Consider the following 19,860-nt stretch of genomic DNA (forward strand, 5'->3'; position numbering starts at 1 on the left):
GTATTAGCACAACTTATGTGCAACATTGCAAAAACTGTTTTGCCAAATACCCAGGCCCGGCGGCACCGTGGAGTCGTTCCCCCACCGCTGGAGTCGCCCCATGTCCGCCGTCGCTTCCGCTGTTCCCACCCCCGCCGCGAAGGCCACCCCCGGTATCGCTCTGGCGACCCGCGTGGCCGGCCAGGACACCCTGCTGCCGGCGCCGCTGCTGGCCCTGCTGGTGTCGCTGCACCGTGCGGTGGAACCGGGCCGGCAGGCGAGGCTGCAGGCTCGCCGTGAACGCCAGGCGTTCTTCGACCAGGGCGGCCTGCCGGACTTCCGCGAGGACACTGCCGCGATCCGCAGCGGCGACTGGCGCGTGGCGCCGCTGCCGGCCGCGTTGCAGGACCGCCGCGTCGAGATCACCGGGCCGACCGACCCGAAGATGGTCATCAACGCGCTGAACTCCGGCGCCAAGGTGTTCATGGCCGACTTCGAGGATTCGACCTCGCCGACCTGGCGCAACCTGCTGGCCGGCCAGCAGTCGCTGGCTGCGGCGGTGCGCGGCGATCTGCAGTACACCGCCCCCAATGGCAAGCACTACACGCTGCGCCCGTACGACGAACAGGCGGTGCTGATTGTGCGCCCGCGTGGCTGGCACCTGGACGAAAAGCACGTGCGCATCGACGGCCAGTTCCTCGCCGGTGGCCTGTTCGACGCGGCGGTGTTCGCCTTCCACAACGCCCGCACCCTGCAGGCGAAGGACCGTGGCCCGTACTTCTACCTGCCCAAGCTGCAGAGCATGGAAGAGGCGGCGCTGTGGGAGACCGCGCTGTCGCACATCGAGGGCATGCTGGGCCTGCCGCATGGCCAGATCAAGGTGACCGTGCTGATCGAAACGCTGCCGGCGGTGTTCGAGATGGACGAGATCCTGCACGCGCTGCGTGACCGCATCGTCGGCCTGAACTGCGGGCGCTGGGACTACATCTTCTCGTACCTGAAGACCTTCCGCCGCCACGCCGACCGCGTGCTGCCCGAACGCGGCCAGGTGACCATGACCCAGCCGTTCCTGAAGGCGTATTCGGAACTGCTGATCCAGACCTGCCACCGCCGCGGTGCGCATGCGATGGGCGGCATGGCCGCGCAGATTCCGATCAACAACGATGCCGCCGCCAACGAACAGGCGATGGCCCGCGTGCGCGCCGACAAGCTGCGCGAAGTCAGCGCCGGCCATGACGGTACCTGGGTCGCGCACCCGGCGCTGATCCCGGTGGCGATGGCGATTTTCGACGAGCACATGCCCGGCCCGAACCAGCACGGCGTGCTGCGCCAGGATGTGCGCGTCGGCCGCGACGAACTGATCGCGCGGCCGCCGGGCACCATCACCCGCGCCGGCTTCGATGGCAACGTGGAAGTCTGCGTGCGCTACCTGGCCGCCTGGCTGGATGGCAACGGCTGCGTGCCGATCCACCACCTGATGGAGGACGCGGCCACCGCCGAGATCAGCCGCAGCCAGCTGTGGCAATGGCTGCACACCCCGGGCCAGCAGCTGGACGATGGCACCGCGATCGACCTGGCCCTGCTGGACGCCAACCTGGCGCAGTTGCCGGCGCGGCTGGGCGACACCACCGCGCTGCCCGGCGGCGCGCGCATCGGCGAGGCCATCGCCCTGCTCGGCGAACTGAGCCGCAGTGACGAACTGACCGATTTCCTGACCCTGCCGGCCTACGCGCGCATCGATTGACCGACTGCCCGCCCTCCCGCCGTTTCCCTCCCCGCTGTACGCACGAACCGAACTGGAGAAAGACATGAGCACGCTGCCCACTGCCGAACAGATCCAGCACGACTGGGACACCAACCCGCGCTGGGAAGGCATCCAGCGCAACTACAGCGCCGCCGACGTGGTGCGCCTGCGCGGCACCGTCCACATCGAGCACTCGCTGGCCCGCCTGGGTGCGGAGAAGCTGTGGGCGTCGCTGCACGAGCGCGAGTTCGTCAACGCGCTGGGTGCGTTGACCGGCAACCAGGCCATGCAGCAGGTCAAGGCCGGGCTGAAGGCGATCTACCTGTCCGGCTGGCAGGTGGCGGCCGACGCCAACCTGGCCGGCCAGATGTATCCGGACCAGTCGCTGTACCCGGCCGATTCGGTGCCAGCGGTGGTCAAGCGCATCAACAACACGCTGCTGCGCGCCGACCAGCTGCACCACGCCGAAGGCAAGGACGAGATCGATTTCCTGCAGCCGATCGTGGCTGATGCCGAGGCTGGCTTCGGCGGCGTGCTCAACGCCTTCGAACTGATGAAGGCGATGATCGAGGCCGGTGCTGCCGGCGTGCACTTCGAGGACCAGCTGGCCTCGGTGAAGAAGTGCGGCCACATGGGCGGCAAGGTGCTGGTGCCGACCCGCGAGGCGATCGAGAAGCTCAATGCCGCCCGGCTGGCCGCCGATGTGCTGGGTGTGCCGACCCTGCTGGTGGCGCGCACCGATGCCGAAGCGGCTGATCTGCTGACCAGCGACATCGACGGCAACGACAGGCCGTTCACCACCGGTGAGCGCACCGTCGAAGGCTTCTACAAGACCCGCAACGGCCTGGACCAGGCGATCAGCCGCGGCCTGGCCTATGCGCCCTACGCCGACCTGGTGTGGTGCGAGACCGGCAAGCCGGACCTGGAGTTCGCACGCAGGTTCGCCGAGGCGATCCACGCGAAGTTCCCGGGCAAGCTGCTGGCCTACAACTGCTCGCCCAGCTTCAACTGGAAGAAGAACCTGGAGGACGCCACCATTGCGAAGTTCCAGCGCGAACTGGGCAGCTACGGCTACAAGTTCCAGTTCATCACCCTGGCCGGGTTCCATGCGTTGAACTACGGCATGTTCAACCTGGCCCACGGCTACGCACGCCGCCAGATGAGCGCGTTCGTCGAGCTGCAGGAAGCCGAGTTCGAAGCGGCCGAGCGTGGCTTCACTGCGGTCAAGCACCAGCGCGAGGTCGGTACCGGCTACTTCGACGCGGTGACCCAGGCGATCCAGCAGGGTCAGTCGTCGACCACCGCGCTGACCGGCTCCACCGAGGAAGAGCAGTTCCATGGCGGGCGCAGCGAACGCGCCGCGTGATCGGGTAGTGCCGGCCGCTGGCCGGCAACCCATCGATGTTTCCGAAGCTCATGCAGTTGCCGGCCAGCGGCCGGCACTACCGGGCACCGGGTGATCAGGGTGGCCAGGGAAGGGCCAGACAACGCCGGCCGGTCGGGGGACCTGCCGGCGTTGTTGTATCGATGCAAGCAGGCGGCCAGCGGGCAGCGTCAATCAGGCGCACCCCGGCCCCCGCAACTTGGCCGAAACCCTGTGAAACCCGGCATCGGATTGATCCGGCAAGGGTTTTGCCCGGACACCGGTGACCAGAACGGGCCACCGTCGATCTTCACATCCGGGAAGCGGGGCGGAAGGCTCAAAATGAGATAGGACGCACACTTTAAAGCGGTGCTATGCTCCGCGGCTCACCAGGGGACGCTGGCGGCGGGTGCAGGGAATGACCGGCAGGGGTGCGGCCGAGAACAGTGATATGACGACAGGTATCGCCCGCGTGGCGATGGCCGAGATCGTGCACGCGCTGTTGTCCGATGCCGAGGTGGCATTGTTTGCCAGATTCGCCCGCCCATGCAAGCTTCATGCCGGACAGTGGCTGTTCCAGCGTGGCCACCGCGGCGAGCGCATGTATGTGATCCTCGACGGCCAGATCGAACTGGACTTCGGCGAGGACCTGGTGATCAAGACGCTCGGGCGGCACGAGTTCTTCGGAGAACTGGGCCTGCTGGTCGGCGATCACCTGCGCAGCGCCAGCGCGCGTGCGCTGGTCGACTGCGATGTGCTGGAGCTGGGGCCGGCCGACTTCCACCGCTTGGTCGAATCCGATCCCGGGCTGGTGGCGTACTTCCTGCGTCGCACGATCATGCGCGTGCTGACCAACGAACAGGCCCTGATCAGCCAGCTGCGCCGCCGCAACCACGACCTGGAAACCGCGCTGGACAACCTGTACATCACCACCCACCAGCTGACCCACACCCGTGAGCTGGTGCGAACCGATGAGCTGACCGGCCTGCACAACCGCCGTGGCCTCACCCTGTACCTGCAGGAATGCCGCGTGCATGCCGACGGGCCACCGCAGGCACTGCTGCTGATCGACTGTGACCGCTTCAAGCAGATCAACGACCGCCATGGCCACCAGGCCGGCGACCGCGTGCTGCAGAGCATGGGCAACATCCTGCGCTCGATGGCCGGCGAGCTGGACCTGGCATGCCGGCTCGGCGGCGATGAGTTCTGCCTGATCCTGCGCCGCGGCAACCGCGAGATCGTGCAGCACGCGGCCGAGTTCATCATCACTGCGGTGCATGGCCTGCTCGAGCGCAGCCATGGCACGCCGCATGTGAGCCTGGTCAGCATCGGTGCCTGCCTGCTGGCGCCGGAGGCAGGCTGGAGCGAGTGGTATGCCTGCGCGGATCGTGCGCTGTACCAGGCCAAGCGCGATGGCGGCAACTGCCTGCGCTGGGCGGATGATCCGGACGGCCAATAGGGAGAGGCAGGCGATGAATGGCGACAACGGAACGTCAGCCCCGCATAGCCCCCAGCTACGCGCCCTGCTGTTCACCGATCTGTGTGATTCGCTGCAGCTGGTCGAGCGGATCGGCGATGTGGCGGCGGCAAGCCTGTTCCAGGAACACGACCGCCTGGTACTGGTGCTGCAGCAGCGCTGGAACGGCCAGCTGATCGATCGCTCCGATGGCTTGTTCATGCTGTTCGAGCGCGCCGTCGACGCCCTGGGCTTCGCCCTGGACTACCAGCGCGAACTGCACGCGCTGGGCCAGCAGCGCGCGATTGAACTGCGCGCGCGCGCCGGCCTGCACGTGGGCGACGTGCTGACCTGGGAGAACAGCGCCGAAGCGGTTCGCGCCGGTGCCAAGTCGATGGAAGTGGAAGGCCTGGCCAAGCCGATGGCCGCGCGCCTGATGACGCTGGCCCGCCCCGGCCAGATCCTGCTGTCGGCGGTCGCCGAATCGCTCACCCGCCGCGCCACCGATGCACTGGGTGAGCGTGGCGCGCGCCTGCTGTGGAAGTCGCACGGGCGCTGGCGCTTCAAGGGCGTGCCGGTGGTGCAGGAAGTGATCGAAGTGGGCGAGATCGGCTCGGCGCCGCTGCGCATGCCGCGCGCCAACGCCAAGGCGCGCCGCGACCTGCCGCTGTGGCGGCAACCGCTGGTGATGGCCGCCGAAGGCCTGATCCTGGCCGCGGCCGTGCTCGGCGGCTGGCTGCTGCTGCGGTCGGAGCCGGCCATTGCCTTCGCCGAACGTGACTGGGTGGTGCTTGGCGATGTCGACAACCTCACCGGCGATCCGATCTTCGATGACTCGATGCGGCACGCGATCCGGATCGCGCTGGAGCAGTCGCGCTACGTGAACGTGCTGTCGGAAGGCAAGATCCGCGAAAGCCTGGAAATGGCGCGGCTCTCGGGCGATACCCGGCTCAACCGCGATACCGCGGTCGATGTGGCGGTGCGTGAGGGCGCGCGCGCGGTGCTGCTGCCGACCGTGCGGCAGAAGATCGGTGGCTACGAGCTGGCCATCGATGTTGCCGCGCCGGGCAGTGGCCAGGTGATCCAGACCTTCACCGCCACCGCCGATCGATCCGACCAGATGGTGTTCGCGGTGGACGACGTGGTCGGTCGCCTGCGTCGCGGACTGGGCGAGTCGGTGGCCAGCCTCGAGCAATCGCTACCGCTGCCGCGCGCTTCGACCCAGGACCTGCGCGCGCTGCGTGCGTTCGCGCTGGCCGAAAGCGCGCTGGGCCAGCGTCGCTTCGAGGAGGCACGCAACCTCTACCAGGCCGCGATCGACATCGATCCCGGTTTCGCCCTGGCCTACATGGGCGTGGCCAAGCTGCATGCGCGCGTCGAGGAAGGGCGGCGCGCGCGCGAAGCCATGCAGCACGCGCTGGACCTGCAGGATCGCCTGCCGCCACGCGAGCGGTTGTACCTGAAGGCCTGGATGGCCGAGCTGGAGCCCGGTGGCTGGCCACTGGAGCACTGGCGCACGCTGGCCAAGGTCTATCCGGATTCGTTCGCCGGGCTGTCCAACACGTCCTGGTACCTGTTGCAGGCCAACCAGTTCAGCGAGGCCGAACCCTATGCGCGTGCGGCCGCGGTGCCGCAGGATCCGCTGCGCCTGTATCCGCTGGTCCACCTGGTGCGGATACAGATCGCCGCCAACCAGCCGCAGCTGGCGGCCGAGACGCTGGCCCAGGCACAGGTCCTGCGCGGTCGTGATGATGCCGATGAGACCGGCGTGGACGTGCTGGTCGCGCAGGGCCAGTACGCCAAGGCCGCGCAACTGCTGCCGCAGATCCGTGCCGCCGATGCCCTGCAGCAGCGCATGAAGCTGCGCGCGCAACTGCTGCTGGCGGCCGCGCAGCGCGATTGCGCGGCCATGCAGCAGGCGGTACGCGAAGACGCACCGGCGCCGACGCTGGTCGACTTCCAGGTGCAGCAGCGGCTGCAGCACGCCAGCGTATCGGCGCTGTGCGGCACGGCGGACCGGACCGCACTACAGGCGACTGCCGCACTGCTGCAGCCGATGCTGCAGGAGCGCGATGATCCCATGCTGCATGCGCGTGGCCTGCAATGGCTGGCGCTGGTGCACCTGGCCCAGCGCCAGGGCCAGTTCGAGCTGGCCAGGCGCTGGCTGGACGAGCAGCGGCCGCTGCTGCGCAGCCTGCGCAGTCCGGTCGCGGAACGTTGGCTGCGCATCGTCAGCGCGGAGGATCAGCTGCAGATGCAGCGACCGGATGCCGCCCGTACCCTGATCGAGCCGATGCTCGACGGCAACGAGCCGGTGCAGGCCCACGTGGTGCTGCTGCTCGCGTTGCGTGCGCAGGGCGACGACGCGGCCGTGCGCCGGCAGCAGGCCTGGCTGGCCCAGCACCGTGGCCGGGCGATTGCCGAGGTCACCGCGCTGCAGGTATGGCAACCGCTGAACGTGCATGACGTCTCGACCTGGGCGACGCCGGCCGCGACGGGCGCACCCTGATGGCGGCTCAACCGTCGATGCGTTCGCCGACCCTGCCCGCTTCGAAGCAGAACACCACCGTCATGGCTGCCACCGAACCGGACAGATGGGCCTGCAGTGCATCGCGCACCCGGCGCAGCTCCTCGACCGGGGCCAGGGTGTCGATCTTCATGCAGTCGCTTTCACCGACGGCCGCATCCAGGCCGATCGAGGCCAGCGCCTCGCCCGGCGCAGCAGTGAAGTGGCGGCGGAAGTCGTCATTGCCGATCAGATGGTCCAGCAGGGTGCTGGCGTCCGCAGCGGAGAGGCGGGGATGGGTGCTCATGGGGAACGTCCGTAGGTGGAGCTACTCGTATCGGCCGCGACAGCCTGCCATTGAGGGCCGGGCGGTGCACATCGCTAAAGTTGGCCGCGCTGCGGTCGTTGCTGCTATGCCGGCTGTGCGGCACAAGGAAGGAAACCGATGCGCCTGCGCCGCTGCGCCAGCCTGATGTTCGAGCCGCGCGAGGCGGTCACCCTGGACCTGCGCGCGATGCTGGCCGGCCATGCCGAGATGGACAGCCAGATCAGCTGGGTGGCGCTGGCCGCCCATCTGGACCAGCCGCTGCCGGTCGATGCCGAGGAGCGCCAGCTGCTGGGCGAGCTCAGCGCGCACCGCTGGAGCGAACCGCCGGCCGATGCGTCCCCGGCCATGCTGGCCCGCCTGGTCGAACAGGGCCTGCTGCTGACCGACCCACCGAGCGAGGTGGGGCACCAGATGCGCGACGAGGCGCTGCGGCGCAGCCAGTGGTGGCCGTTGGCCGCGCTGGCCCATCGCCACGCGCGCTGGCAGGCCGTGGACAGCGTGGACGACATGCGCCGGCAGGGCCTGGACACCGCCGCCGGCCTGCGCCAGCGCCTCGGGCCGCCGCCGCCGGTGGTGCAGCCGATGCAGGGCGACTACCAGCCTCTGCCGCGCAGCGAAGAGGCGGCGTTCGACGCCCTGCTGGCGCGCCGCATGACCTGCCGCAACTTCGACCCGCAGCGCGCGCTGCCACTGCCGCTGCTGGCCCAGGTGCTGCAGCGCACGCTGATGGCCCACGCGGTGCAGAAGGTCGAGCGTGATACCGAGTTCCTGAAGAAGAACGTGCCTTCCGGTGGCGGCCTGCATCCCACCGAGGGCTTCCTGCTGGTGCAGAACGTGGAAGGACTGGCACCGGGCCTGTACCACTATCATCCGGTGCAGCACGCCGTGCTGCCGCTGCCGTCGCCGCCGCCGCAGGCGTTGCCTGCGATGGCACGGCGGATGCTGTCCGGGCAGGCGTGGTTCGCCGATGCGCCGGCGCTGCTGGTGCTGGCGCCGCGCTATGACCGCTGCTTCTGGAAGTACCGCAACCATGCCAAGGCGCACCGTGCGGTGACGCTGGACGTGGGCCACATTTCGCAGTTGCTGTACCTGTGCGCCACCGAGCGCGGGCTGGCAGCGTTCGTGACCGCGGCGATCAACGATGCCGATGTCGATCGTGCCTTCGGCTTCGATGGCATCGGCCAGAGCGCGATGGCCATCTGTGGCCTGGGCTGGCGCAGCGCCACGCTGGATACGGCCGAATTCGATCCGGCCGGGCGGGTGGTGGCGGGCGACGGCCCCTGAGCGGCCGCCGCCCCGGCGATCAGGCCGCCTCGAAGTCCACCAGCACCGCGCCGTCGCCGACCTGGTCGCCGGCCTTGGCACGGTACCCCTTCACCGTGCCATCGGCCGGTGCCTGCAGGGTGTGCTCCATCTTCATTGCCTCCAGCACCACCAGCGGCGTACCGCGCTTGACCTCGGTACCGGCAGCGACCAGCGTGGCCACGATCTTGCCCGGCATCGGGGCCAGCAGGCTGCCGGCGTCGGCCACGGCATGGTCCGATTCACTGACCGGATCGTGCAGGGTGAAGCGATGCTGGCCATCGGCACCGAACAGGTACAGCTGGTCGCCGTCACGCAGCAGCTGCAGTGTCCAGCGGCGCCCGCCCAGCTGCACCGCCAGCCCGCGTACATCGGCCGTGCCGATCACCCGCACCGGTGCTGCGTCATCGCACTGCACGCGCCAGCCATCGGCCTGCGCCCACACCTTCAGCGTGTGCCGGCGCTCGCCCTGCTGCAGCGGCAGCACGCGCGGCGCGCACGCGCCCAGGCGCCAGCCACCCTGTGACTGCCACGGCGAATGCGGATCACGCGCGTCGGTGCTGGCGGGTGCCGTGCTTGCCACTGCGGCCACGGCGGCCAGCAGCCACAGGTCCGCACCCGCATCGCCGACGGCACTCAATGCCGCCTGTTCGCGTTCGATCAGCGCGGTATCCAGCCTGGCCTGCGCGAACGAACCGGTATTCACCAGGCGGCGCAGGAAACCAGCGTTGGTGGTCACGCCCACCACCTGGCAGTCGGCCAGTGCCTGGCTCATGCGGCGCAGCGCGGCGTCGCGGTCCACGTCCCAGACGATCAGCTTGGCGATCATCGGATCGTAGTACGGGGTGATGCTGTCGCCTTCCTCCACGCCGGTATCGACGCGCACGTGGGCCGACGCTGCCGGCAGGCGCAGGCGGCGCAGGGTGCCGGTGGACGGCAGGAAGCCACGATCGGCATCTTCGGCGTACAGCCGCGCTTCGATCGCGTGGCCATGGATGGCCAGCTGGTCCTGGCGCAGCGGCAGCGGCTGGCCCGAAGCCACGCGCAGCTGCCACTCCACCAGGTCGGTGCCGGTGATGTATTCGGTGACCGGGTGCTCGACCTGCAGGCGGGTGTTCATTTCCATGAAGTAGAAATCGCCGTCCGGACCGGCGATGAACTCCACCGTGCCGGCACCGACGTAGCCCACCGCGCGCGCCGCATCGACCGCGGCCTGGCCCATCGCGGCGCGGCGCTCGGCACTCATGCCTGGGGCGGGAGCCTCTTCCAGGACTTTCTGGTGGCGGCGCTGCACCGAGCAATCGCGCTCGAACAGGTAGACCGCTTCACCGTGGCTGTCGCCGAACACCTGGATCTCGATATGGCGCGGCCGTTCGACGTACTTCTCGACCAGCACGTGGTCGTTGCCGAACGCCGAGGCTGCCTCGCGCTGGCAGCTGGCCAGCGCATCGACGAAGTCCTCGCTGCGCTCGACCTTGCGCATGCCCTTGCCACCGCCACCGGCGCTGGCCTTGATCAGCACCGGGTAACCGATGCCATCGGCCTGTGCGCGCAGGAAGTCCGGCGCCTGCTGGTCACCGTGGTAACCCGGCGTCAGCGGCACACCGGCCTTGGCCATCAGCGCCTTGGCCGCGCTCTTGTCACCCATCGCACGGATCGCGCTGGGCGGTGGCCCGATGAAGGTGATGCCGGCGGCGGCGCAGGCATCGGCGAAGTCGGCGTTCTCCGACAGGAAGCCGTAACCGGGGTGGATGGCCTCTGCGCCGGTAGCGCGCGCGGCGTCAAGCAGGGCATCGCCACGCAGGTAGCTCTCGCGTGCGGCGGCCGGGCCGATGTGGACGGCTTCGTCGGCCAGGCGCACATGGCGTGCGTTGCGGTCGGCATCGGAGTACACCGCCACGGTGGCGATGCCGAGGCGGCGGCAGGTGGCGATGACGCGGCAGGCGATTTCGCCGCGGTTGGCGATCAGGACTTTGCTGAACATGGCAACGTGCTTCATAGGAGCGTGCTCGGTCATGGCACGGGTCACATGCGGAACACGCCGAAGCGCGTCTGCTGCGGGGCGGCGTTGAGGCTGGCCGACAGCGCCAGCGCCAGCACCTGGCGGGTGTCGGCCGGATCGATCACGCCGTCGTCCCACAGGCGCGCGCTGGCGTAGTACGGGTGGCCCTGCTGTTCGAACTGGTCGCGGATCGGTGCCTTGAAGGCATCCTCTTCCGCCGCCGGCCACTGGCCGCCCTTGGCTTCGATGCCATCGCGCTTGACCGTGGCCAGCACACTGGCGGCCTGCTCGCCGCCCATCACGCCGATGCGCGCGTTCGGCCACATCCACAGGAAGTTGGGCGAGTACGCACGGCCGCACATGCCGTAGTTGCCGGCACCGAACGAGCCGCCGATGACCACGGTGAACTTGGGCACCTTGGCACAGGCCACCGCCATCACCAGCTTGGCGCCGTCCTTGGCGATGCCGCCCTGTTCGTACTTGCGGCCGACCATGAAGCCGGTGATGTTCTGCAGGAACACCAGCGGGATGTTGCGCTGGGTGCACAGCTCGATGAAGTGCGCGCCCTTCAGGGCCGACTCGGAGAACAGGATGCCGTTGTTGGCGATGATGCCGATCGGGTAGCCGTTCAGATGGGCGAAACCGGTCACCAGCGTTGCGCCGTAGCGCGGCTTGAACTCGTCGAAGCGCGAGCCATCCACCAGCCGCGCGATCACCTCGCGCACGTCGTAGGGCTTGCGCGTATCGGCCGGGATCACGCCATACAGCTCATGGGCCGGCAGCAACGGCGCTTCAGGGGCCTGCACCGCCATCGCCGGTTCCGGCTTGCGCCAGTTGAGCTGGGCGATGATCGCGCGCACCCGTGCCAGCGCCTGCAGATCGTTGTCGGCCATGTGGTCGGCCACGCCGGAGATGCGGGTATGCACGTCGGCGCCCCCCAGTTCCTCGGCCGTCACCACTTCACCGGTGGCCGCCTTCACCAGCGGCGGGCCGCCGAGGAAGATCGTGCCCTGTTCGCGCACGATCACGGTCTCGTCGCTCATCGCCGGCACATAGGCGCCACCGGCGGTGCAGCTGCCCATCACGCAGGCGATCTGCGGAATGCCCTGCGCCGACAGGTTGGCCTGGTTGTAGAAGATGCGGCCGAAATGATCGCGGTCGGGGAAGACTTCGTCCTGCAGCGGCAGGAACGCGCCGCCGGAATCGACCAGGTAGATGCAGGGCAGGTGGTTCTGCTCGGCGATCTCCTGCGCGCGCAGGTGCTTCTTCACCGTCATCGGGTAGTAGGTGCCGCCCTTGACCGTGGCGTCGTTGGCCACGATCACGCATTCCACGCCGCTCACCCGGCCGATGCCGGCCACCACGCCCGCGGCGGGCACGGCGTCTTCATACATGCCGTGCGCGGCCAGCGGCGCGATTTCCAGGAAGGCGCTGCCGGGGTCGAGCAGGGCGTCGATGCGGTCACGCACCAGCAGCTTGCCGCGCGCGGTGTGCTTGGCGCGCGCCGCCTCACTGCCACCCAGCGCGGTGCGGGCGAGGGTGGCATGCAGGTCGTCGACCACGGCCTGCATGGCCGCGCGGTTGCTTTCAAACGTTTCGCTGCCCGGTTGCAGCTGGCTGGTCAGGACGGTCATCGCGGTGGCCTTACAGGGTGCGCTGGAACAGTTCGCGGCCGATCAGCATGCGGCGGATCTCCGAGGTGCCGGCGCCGATTTCATACAGCTTGGCGTCGCGCCACAAGCGGCCGGTCGGGTATTCATTGATGTAGCCGTTGCCACCGAGGATCTGGATCGCCTGGCCGGTCAGCCAGGTGGCCTTCTCGGCGGCGTACAGGATGGCACCGGCGGCGTCCTGGCGGGTCGTGCGGCCCTGGTCGCAGGCGCGCGCCACGGCATAGACATACGCGCGGCAGGCGCCCAGGCCCACGTACATGTCGGCGATCTTGGCCTGGATCAGCTGGAAGCTGCCGATCGGTTCGCCGAACTGGTGGCGTTCGTGCACGTAGGGCATCACCACGTCCATGGCCGCGGCCATCAGCCCCAGCGGGCCACCGGACAGCACCACGCGCTCGTAGTCCAGGCCGGACATCAGCACGCGCACGCCACCGCCGACCTGGCCCAGCACGTTCTCTTCGGGAATCTCGCAGTCCTGGAACACCAGCTCGCAGGTGGGCGAAGAACGCATGCCCAGCTTGTCCAGCTTCTGCGCGGTGGAGAAGCCCTTCATGCCCTTCTCGACCAGGAACGCGGTGATGCCCTTGGCGCCGGCGTCCATGTCGGTCTTGGCGTAGACCACCAGCACGTCGGCATCCGGGCCGTTGGTGATCCACATCTTGTTGCCGTTGAGCACGTAGCGGTCGCCGCGCTTGTCGGCGCGCAGCTTCATCGACACCACGTCCGAGCCGGCCCCCGGCTCGCTCATCGCCAGCGCACCGACCAGGCTGCCATCGCACAGGCCGGGCAGGAAGCGCTGCTTCTGTTCCTCATTGCCGTTCTTGCGCAGCTGGTTCACGCACAGGTTGGAGTGCGCGCCATAGGACAGGCCGATGCCACCGGAGGCGCGCGAGATTTCTTCCATCGCCACCACGTGGGCCAGGTAGCCCATGCCGGTACCGCCGTATGCTTCTTCCACGGTGAGGCCGAGCAGGCCCTGCTCGCCCAGCTTCGGCCACAGGGCCAGCGGGAACTGGTTGCTGGCATCGGCCTCGGCGGCCAGCGGTGCGACCTCGGCGGCGGCAAAATGGGCCACGCTCTGGCGCAGCAGGTCGATGTCTTCGCCAAGATCGAAGTTCAGGGATGGCACGTGCATTGTGGTGGCTCCACGGCGGGATGGCAGGGAATGGACGCACCCGGCGGGGGAGCGGGCGGCGGTCGGCAGGACCGCCACCCGCACGGGCGATGGCCCCAGCGTAGCGGGGTTCGGATAAGAAGTGAATACGAATTCAAAAATTGAAACTAGAATCAGAACATGGCCTATAAACGCTCTGCATTGATGGAAGAACGCCTGGCGGGCGCCCGTGAACGGATCCTGCTGGCCACCCGCGAACTGGTCGCGACCGGCGGCTGGCGCAACGCCCCGGTGACCGCCGTGGCGACCCAGGCGGGGGTGTCCACTGGCCTGATCTACCGCCACTTCCCGTCCAAGGCCGAGCTGTTCGTGGAGGTCCTCAACGCCGCCGTGGCCCACGAGGTCGCGATCATGGAGCGCATCGCCAGTGGCCCGGAGGCGGCCAGCGAGCGCCTGCGGCTGGCGATCACCGCCTTCGTCCGCCGCGCCCTGGCCGGGCCGGGGCTGGCGCACGCTTTCATCGTCGAACCGGTCGATCCGGACGTGGAGGCCGAGCGCATGCGCGGCCGCCGTGCGTTTGGCGACGTGTTCCTGCGGCTGGTCGAAGAAGGCGTGGCGGCCGGCGAACTGCCGGCGCAGGACGCGCATGTGGCCGCCGCCTGCCTGGTCGGTGCCTTCACCGAGGCGATGGTCGGCCCCACCGCACCCAGCCGCGAAGCGCACCGCGACGAGGATGCGCTGGTGGATGCGATCTGCGGCTTCTGCCTGCGCGCGATCGGCGCCCCGGTAATCCGGTAGCGCCGGCCGCTGGCCGGCTTCTGTTGCTGGGGTCAGATCCCTTTTGCGGCGCAAAAGGGATCTGACCCCAGCCCCCGGCATGCTGCGCCGCACCAGCATCGACGCCTGTTGTCGCACGCAAGGCGCGTTCTATACTCGGTCCATCACGCAGTCGCTCAGCCGTGGTCCAACGACTATCAGCCAGGGGTAACGAAGAGTGCGGAATTACGATCTGGAGTTCCTGAAACGCTTCTCCATGGTGATCGCGCTGCTGGCGACCATCACCCTCGGCCTCATCCTCCTTGCCGCCTACCTGCACACCCGGATTCCGCCCGAGGTGTCGCCCACTGCGGCCAAGCGCACCGAACAGCGCATTTCGCCCACCGGCGCGGTCTATGCCGGCAGCACCGGCGCCGCCGCGCAGGCCGCGGCCAAGGCCGCCGCGCTGGCCAAGGCGGCGTCGCAGGTGGCCTACGGCGGCACCAAGGATGGCAAGGTGATCTTCGACAACCTGTGCACCGCCTGCCACACCAACGGTGTGGGCATGGCACCGACGCTGGACCATTCGCATTGGGACAAGCGCATCGCGCAGGGCAAGGACACCCTCTACAAGCACGCCATCGAGGGCTATACCGGCCCCGACGGCGGCATCATGCCGCCCAAGGGCGGCAACCCGGCGCTGACCGAAGAACAGATCCACGCCACCGTGGACTGGATGCTGGCCAACCTGAAGTAACCGCCGGAACGGCCAAACCGCAAAACGGCGGAAACGTCGAAACAGGGAACGGCCGAACGGGATGGCGGAACCGCGGAGCGGGGAACGGCCGAACCGGATGGCGGAACCGCGGAACGGGGGTAGAGTCGACTGTTAGTCGACTGCTCTTCCCAACGCCACCGAAAAAGCCCGCGCTGCGCGCGATAGTCGACTGACAGTCGACTCTACCCGCCGGTCGCCCCATTGCCCCGGTCGTTCTCCGTCCGCCGCCGGTGGCTTTGCCCACCAAGCTCAAAACCCCGCCTGCAGGCGGGGCTTCGCATTTCAGGGTTAGTCTGTGCGCCCTCTTCCCAGGAATCGCCCGTCGATGCACCGCCGCTCCTTCGCCCTTGCCCTGTCCCTGCTGCTGCCGGCCGGCGCGTTCGCCCAGGCCCAGCCGCAGGCCACGCCGATCGCGACGCCCCCTGCCGCGCGCAGCAGCGCCCCGGTGGTGCTGACCGCCGCGCCGGCCGACTGGCGCGCGCTGGATGGGCAGCGCGTGCGCATCGCTGCGCCGCTCACCCTGGCCGGTACCGACGGCCTGGAGCGCTTCGGCCAGCTCACCGTGGCCTTCGATGGCCGCCTCTGGCAGCCGACCGAAGTGGCCGCGCCGGGCTCTGCCGGCTATGAGCAGGTGATGGCCGACAACCAGCGCCGCCGCCTGGTGCTGGAAGATGGCCGTGCTGCCCGCGACCCCGCCAGCGTGCCCTACCTGCCGGGCAATCCGGTGCTGCGCACCGGCATGCAGCTGCGCAACGTGGAGGGCATCGTGCGCGTGGACGCGCAGGGCCATCCGCGCCTGCAGGTCGAAGGCGCGCTGAAGCTGCCGGAACTGAAGCGCCCGGCAGTACCCACGGTGCCGGGCAGCCTGCACGTGGCCGCCTTCAACCTGGAGAACTTCTTCAATGGTGACGGCCAGGGCGGTGGCTTCCCGACGTTGCGCGGCGCGCGCACGCTGGACGAGCACAAGGCGCAGCTCGCCAAGCTGCTCACCACGGTCAACGCGCTGGGCGCCGATGTCGCTGCGCTGATGGAACTGGAGAACGACGGCTACGGCCCGCAGTCGGCCATCGCCGAACTGGTCGATGCGCTCAACCGCGACCGCGGCGCGCAGGGCGACTGGCGCTTCGTCGACGCCGGCAACGGCCCCGGCGACAACCCGATCCGGGTCGGCATCATCTATCGCAGCAACCGACTGCAACCGCTGGGCAAGCCGGCCACACTGACCGGCGGCCCGTTCGTCGAGCACAGCCGCGTGCCGCTGGCGCAGGCCTTCCAGGGCAAGCACGGTGCGCCGTTCGTGGTGGTCGCCAACCACTTCAAGTCGAAGGGCTGCCGCGATGCGAGCGGTGCCGACGCCGACCACAACGACAACCAGGGCTGCTGGAACGCCACCCGGGTGACCTCGGCGCAGCAGCTGCACGCCTGGCTGCAGACCGACCCGACCGGTACCGGTGCCAGGGACGCGGTGCTGCTTGGCGATTTCAACGCCTACGCGATGGAGGACCCGATCCGCACCCTGCGTGACCTGGGCTGGCAGGACGCGTTCAAGGTGGCCAAGGTCGAGCATCCCTACAGCTACGTCTACAACGGTTACACCGGCCGTCTCGACCACGCCCTGCTGAACCCGGGCATGGCCAAGCGCCTGCGCGGTGCCGCCGAATGGCACAGCAACGCCGACGAGCAGGACGCCAGCGGTTACCAGGGCCGCAACGTGCAGGGCCCGTGGCGCAGCTCCGACCACGACCCGCTGCTGCTGGGCTTCGACAAGTAACGCCCCAGGCCGGGGTCGGATCCCATTCCGTGGGAATGGGATCCGACCCCGGGTATCGCTCACCCCCAGGCGATGAACCCGATCGCCAGCACCGCCAGTGCCAGCCCCGCGCGGTTCCACTTCGTGGTGGCCTCGCCGAAGGCGAACACACCTACCAGCGCGCCCAAGACCACCACCCCGATGTTCATGCCGGCGAACACGGTGGCCGGGCTGTCCGGCATCGCCTGGTGCGCGTGTACATAGAAGAGGATGTTGCCGCCATTGAGCAGGCCCAGCAGCGCGCCCGCGCCCAGGTTGCGCCAGGCCAGCCGGCTGCGACCGCTGAAGTGCCGCCACAGCTGCAACGCCAGCATCAGCACGAAGGCCACGCTGAAGCTGGCCAGCACCGCCGCCATCGACGGCGTGCCGGACAGCGCCACCTGCTTGAGCAGCACGTCCACCACCGCAAACCCGGCCCATACCCCCAGCAGCCAGCCCCAGCCGCCGGGCGCGGACGCGACCACCGGCCCGCGTGGGCGCAGGCTGATCGCCACCATCGCCAGCAGGCCCAGGCCGAGCCCGGCCAGCTTCCACGGCGTGGCGGTCTGGCCGAAGAACAGGAACGCGGCGGCCAGTGACAGCAGTAGCGACAAGCGCTGCGCCACGTCACTGCGGACGATGCCGGCCACCGCCACGGCGCGGCCCAGCACCAGGAAGATCGAGGGCAGCACCACCGCCAGCGCCAGCAAGGACAGCCACGGGGCATGTGGCGCGCGCAGCGCATCCAGCGGCGGCTGCAGCACCACGGCGGTGAGCGTTGCCGCCACCAGATAGTTCCAGGTGACCATCTGCGCAACATCCAGTTGGCGGCGTCCGGCCATCTTCAACAACACCGAAACCAGCACGCTGCAGATCACGGCTAAAGACAGGAAGAGCATGGGACGGGCACAGGGCAGGGGCGGGGGACGGTATCATGGTGCCATGCACAAGCCTTCGTTCCCCGTCGCCCTCGGCGAAACCGCCTGCCTCGAACTGGACGGCCCGGCCGGCCCGCTGGAAGTGGTCGTCGACCTGCCCAAGGCCGACGTGCCGGCACAGCCGATCGTGGCCATCGTCTGCCATCCGCTGTCCACCGAGGGCGGCACCCTGCACAACAAGGTGGTCACCATGACCGCCACGACCCTGCGCGAGCTGGGCATCGCCACGGTGCGCTTCAACTTCCGCAGCGTCGGCGCTTCGGCCGGTACCTTCGATGGCGGCGTGGGCGAGCAGGACGACCTGAAGGCGGTCGCCGCCTGGGTGCGCAGCCAGCGCCCGCACGACCGCCTGTGGCTGGCCGGTTTCAGCTTCGGTTCGTTCGTGTCGCTGAAGGCCGCCGCCGCGCTGCAGCCGGAAGCGCTGATCTCGATCGCCCCGCCGGCCGGGCGCTGGGATTTCGATGGCATCGTGCCGCCGGCGCGCTGGCTGGTGATCCAGGGCGAGCAGGACGAGATCGTCGATCCGCAGGCCGTCTACCAGTGGCTGGACACGCTGGAGTTCCCGCATGAGCTGGTGCGCATGCCCGAGACCAGCCACTTCTTCCACCGCAAGCTGATCGACCTGCGTGGCGCGCTGACCCACGGCGTGAAGCACTGGCTGGGCGCGGCGGCATGAGTACAACCGAGCTGACCCCGTCGCAGCGGTACGCGGAAGGGGTCGCCCGCGGTGACTGGCAGGACGATCCGGCCCAGCATGCGGCGCTGGCCGAGCTGGACCGCATCCACCTGGCCCTGCTGGACAGTGCCGAGGACGGCTGGCTGGACCGCCTGTCCTCGTTCTGGAAAAAGCCCGAGCCGGTCAAGGGCCTGTACTTCTGGGGCGGCGTCGGCCGCGGCAAGACCTTCCTGGTCGACCTGTTCTACGACGGCCTGCCGATCAGGCAGAAGTACCGCACCCACTTCCACCGCTTCATGCGCAGCGTCCACGAGCGCCTGCGCGAGCACCAGGGCCAGAGCGACCCGCTGGCGAAGATCGCCCAGGAATGGCGCAGCAACCTGCGCGTGCTGGTGCTGGACGAGTTCTTCGTCACCGACATCGGTGACGCGATGCTGCTGGCGCGGCTGCTGGAGCGCCTGTTCGCCGAGGGCGTGACCCTGGTCACCACCTCCAACACCGCGGTGGAGAACCTCTACCTCAACGGCCTGCAGCGCGAGAGCTTCCTGCCGGCCATCGGCCTGCTGCAGCGCTTCTGCGTCGAGCTGTATGCCGAAGGCACCGAGGACTACCGGATGCGCGCGCTGACCCGCTCGCCGGTGTACCGCGCACCGCTGGCGGCCGACAGCGACGACTGGTTGGCCACGCGCTGGAGCGAACTGAGCGGCGGCCAGCCGGCCAAGCCCGGCAACATCGAGATCGAGGGCCGCAAGATCCCGGTCCGGGGCCGCGGCAAGAGCATCGCCTGGTTCGATTTCGCCGCGCTGTGCGAGGGCCCGCGTGGGCCGTCGGACTACATCGAGATCGCGCATGAGTTCAACACGGTGCTGCTGGGCGGCATTCCCGCCTTCGACCGCTTGAATGAGGATGCCGCGCGCCGCTTCGTCAACCTGATCGACGAGCTGTACGACCGCCATGTCAACCTGGTCTGCACCGCCAGCACCTCGCCGATCGAGCTGTACACCGGCCAGCGCCTGCAGGGCGCCTTCGAGCGCACCGCCTCGCGCCTGATCGAGATGCAGAGCGCCGAGTACCTAGGCACCCCGCACCGGGCGTGAGCGACTCTGCGGGCGTGCATTGCCGGCCAGCGGCCGGCACGCCCCCCCCTGGGATTCCGGTAGTGCCGGCCGCTGGCCGGCATCGGCCGCGCCGTGACCGGGGGGAGGGCGCAACGGCGTTTCCCTGCGGCCGCTCTTCCGGCCCGGCCGGCTGACACATACGGCCTCGCGTCGCTGCCCGGCGGGTGATCCCGGCCTCCACCGGATTTCCACCGGCTGCCCACGATCTATCCACAGGGTTGTCCCTAGCCAGTTTCATCACTGTCATGTGAAGCTGTCATTGTTCCGTTTTCGCGGTGCGTTGTGCCACCGCAATGACGCCTTTCGGGCTTGACTGCGCAGCCCGTTCCGGCAGGTCT

General features: G+C 68.9%; 15 protein-coding genes. 10 read left to right on the top strand and 5 right to left on the bottom strand.

All coding sequences use genetic code 11. From position 1 onward, the window contains the following. Positions 1-100: 100 nt before the first annotated feature. The 4 genes from aceB (at position 101) to LRM18_RS05480 (ending at position 7,051) form a co-directional block, all read left to right on the top strand. Positions 101-1,723 (top strand): malate synthase A, encoded by a 1,623-nt coding sequence (aceB, locus tag LRM18_RS05465; protein ID WP_270952173.1) that lies wholly within the window; start codon positions 101-103, stop codon positions 1,721-1,723. A 64-nt stretch (positions 1,724-1,787) separates the two neighbouring features. Further along, the gene (gene aceA, locus LRM18_RS05470) at positions 1,788-3,089 is read left to right on the top strand and encodes an isocitrate lyase (protein WP_270952175.1); all 1,302 of its coding nucleotides are present in this window, start codon (positions 1,788-1,790) and stop codon (positions 3,087-3,089) included. Between the two features lie 415 nt (positions 3,090-3,504). After that, positions 3,505-4,545, top strand: a complete 1,041-nt coding sequence (locus LRM18_RS05475; RefSeq protein WP_270952177.1) for a GGDEF domain-containing protein — start codon at positions 3,505-3,507, stop codon at positions 4,543-4,545. A 13-nt stretch (positions 4,546-4,558) separates the two neighbouring features. Beyond that, entirely contained in the window at positions 4,559-7,051 is a 2,493-nt protein-coding gene (locus LRM18_RS05480; protein WP_053461861.1) for a putative peptide modification system cyclase, read from the top strand. Between the two features lie 7 nt (positions 7,052-7,058). Here LRM18_RS05480 and LRM18_RS05485 read toward each other — a convergent pair whose 3' ends face one another. Then, on the bottom strand, positions 7,059-7,355 hold the full coding sequence (locus tag LRM18_RS05485; RefSeq protein ID WP_049467976.1) for an NHLP-related RiPP peptide: 297 nt from the start codon (positions 7,353-7,355) through the stop codon (positions 7,059-7,061). A 138-nt stretch (positions 7,356-7,493) separates the two neighbouring features. Here LRM18_RS05485 and LRM18_RS05490 point away from each other — a divergent pair, with 138 nt between their 5' ends. Further along, positions 7,494-8,660, top strand: a complete 1,167-nt coding sequence (locus tag LRM18_RS05490) for a putative peptide maturation dehydrogenase (RefSeq protein ID WP_270952181.1) — start codon at positions 7,494-7,496, stop codon at positions 8,658-8,660. A gap of 19 nt (positions 8,661-8,679) precedes the next feature. Here LRM18_RS05490 and LRM18_RS05495 read toward each other — a convergent pair whose 3' ends face one another. From LRM18_RS05495 to LRM18_RS05505, 3 genes are read right to left on the bottom strand one after another with little or no spacing between them, the layout of a single operon-like run. After that, positions 8,680-10,662 (bottom strand): acetyl/propionyl/methylcrotonyl-CoA carboxylase subunit alpha, encoded by a 1,983-nt coding sequence (locus LRM18_RS05495; protein WP_064239590.1) that lies wholly within the window; start codon positions 10,660-10,662, stop codon positions 8,680-8,682. 41 nt (positions 10,663-10,703) lie between these two features. Next, positions 10,704-12,314: a carboxyl transferase domain-containing protein gene (locus LRM18_RS05500; protein WP_049467972.1), complete on the bottom strand. Its 1,611-nt coding sequence runs from the start codon at positions 12,312-12,314 to the stop codon at positions 10,704-10,706. Positions 12,315-12,324: 10 nt separating this feature from the next. Beyond that, positions 12,325-13,488, bottom strand: coding sequence for an isovaleryl-CoA dehydrogenase (locus tag LRM18_RS05505; RefSeq protein WP_053461863.1), 1,164 nt, complete (start codon positions 13,486-13,488; stop codon positions 12,325-12,327). A 159-nt stretch (positions 13,489-13,647) separates the two neighbouring features. Here LRM18_RS05505 and LRM18_RS05510 point away from each other — a divergent pair, with 159 nt between their 5' ends. The 3 genes from LRM18_RS05510 to LRM18_RS05520 all read left to right on the top strand — a co-directional run bounded on the left by LRM18_RS05510 (position 13,648) and on the right by LRM18_RS05520 (position 16,772). After that, positions 13,648-14,265: a TetR/AcrR family transcriptional regulator gene (locus tag LRM18_RS05510; RefSeq protein ID WP_197639350.1), complete on the top strand. Its 618-nt coding sequence runs from the start codon at positions 13,648-13,650 to the stop codon at positions 14,263-14,265. A 196-nt stretch (positions 14,266-14,461) separates the two neighbouring features. After that, positions 14,462-14,980, top strand: a complete 519-nt coding sequence (locus LRM18_RS05515; RefSeq protein WP_049467966.1) for a c-type cytochrome — start codon at positions 14,462-14,464, stop codon at positions 14,978-14,980. A 346-nt stretch (positions 14,981-15,326) separates the two neighbouring features. Beyond that, positions 15,327-16,772 carry an ExeM/NucH family extracellular endonuclease gene (locus tag LRM18_RS05520; RefSeq protein WP_270952188.1) on the top strand — a complete coding sequence of 482 codons (1,446 nt, stop codon included), beginning with the start codon at positions 15,327-15,329 and terminating at the stop codon, positions 16,770-16,772. Positions 16,773-16,831: 59 nt separating this feature from the next. Here LRM18_RS05520 and LRM18_RS05525 read toward each other — a convergent pair whose 3' ends face one another. Beyond that, positions 16,832-17,689: an EamA family transporter gene (locus tag LRM18_RS05525; RefSeq protein ID WP_057494532.1), complete on the bottom strand. Its 858-nt coding sequence runs from the start codon at positions 17,687-17,689 to the stop codon at positions 16,832-16,834. A 43-nt stretch (positions 17,690-17,732) separates the two neighbouring features. On the opposite strand from LRM18_RS05525, the gene LRM18_RS05530 reads away from it, so the two are divergent. Continuing rightward, the gene (locus LRM18_RS05530) at positions 17,733-18,404 is read left to right on the top strand and encodes a CocE/NonD family hydrolase (protein ID WP_270952191.1); all 672 of its coding nucleotides are present in this window, start codon (positions 17,733-17,735) and stop codon (positions 18,402-18,404) included. Further along, positions 18,401-19,501 (top strand): cell division protein ZapE, encoded by a 1,101-nt coding sequence (gene zapE / locus LRM18_RS05535; RefSeq protein ID WP_049465448.1) that lies wholly within the window; start codon positions 18,401-18,403, stop codon positions 19,499-19,501. Before LRM18_RS05530 ends, zapE begins: the two co-directional genes overlap by 4 nt. The last annotated feature ends 359 nt before the right edge of the window (positions 19,502-19,860 follow it).

Source organism: Stenotrophomonas sp. PI_27 (assembly GCF_027854495.1).
Classification (GTDB): Bacteria; Pseudomonadota; Gammaproteobacteria; order Xanthomonadales; family Xanthomonadaceae; genus Stenotrophomonas; species Stenotrophomonas pavanii.

Coding starts and splice junctions, on each gene's coding strand:
- aceB (WP_270952173.1), top strand. CDS start 101: ATGTCCGCCGTCGCTTCCGCTGTTCCCACCCCCGCCGCGAAGGCCACC.
- aceA (WP_270952175.1), top strand. CDS start 1,788: ATGAGCACGCTGCCCACTGCCGAACAGATCCAGCACGACTGGGACACC.
- zapE (WP_049465448.1), top strand. CDS start 18,401: ATGAGTACAACCGAGCTGACCCCGTCGCAGCGGTACGCGGAAGGGGTC.
- LRM18_RS05510 (WP_197639350.1), top strand. CDS start 13,648: ATGGCCTATAAACGCTCTGCATTGATGGAAGAACGCCTGGCGGGCGCC.
- LRM18_RS05495 (WP_064239590.1), bottom strand. CDS start 10,662: ATGTTCAGCAAAGTCCTGATCGCCAACCGCGGCGAAATCGCCTGCCGC.
- LRM18_RS05485 (WP_049467976.1), bottom strand. CDS start 7,355: ATGAGCACCCATCCCCGCCTCTCCGCTGCGGACGCCAGCACCCTGCTG.
- LRM18_RS05530 (WP_270952191.1), top strand. CDS start 17,733: ATGCACAAGCCTTCGTTCCCCGTCGCCCTCGGCGAAACCGCCTGCCTC.
- LRM18_RS05480 (WP_053461861.1), top strand. CDS start 4,559: ATGAATGGCGACAACGGAACGTCAGCCCCGCATAGCCCCCAGCTACGC.
- LRM18_RS05500 (WP_049467972.1), bottom strand. CDS start 12,314: ATGACCGTCCTGACCAGCCAGCTGCAACCGGGCAGCGAAACGTTTGAA.
- LRM18_RS05490 (WP_270952181.1), top strand. CDS start 7,494: ATGCGCCTGCGCCGCTGCGCCAGCCTGATGTTCGAGCCGCGCGAGGCG.
- LRM18_RS05475 (WP_270952177.1), top strand. CDS start 3,505: ATGACCGGCAGGGGTGCGGCCGAGAACAGTGATATGACGACAGGTATC.
- LRM18_RS05525 (WP_057494532.1), bottom strand. CDS start 17,689: ATGCTCTTCCTGTCTTTAGCCGTGATCTGCAGCGTGCTGGTTTCGGTG.
- LRM18_RS05505 (WP_053461863.1), bottom strand. CDS start 13,488: ATGCACGTGCCATCCCTGAACTTCGATCTTGGCGAAGACATCGACCTG.
- LRM18_RS05520 (WP_270952188.1), top strand. CDS start 15,327: ATGCACCGCCGCTCCTTCGCCCTTGCCCTGTCCCTGCTGCTGCCGGCC.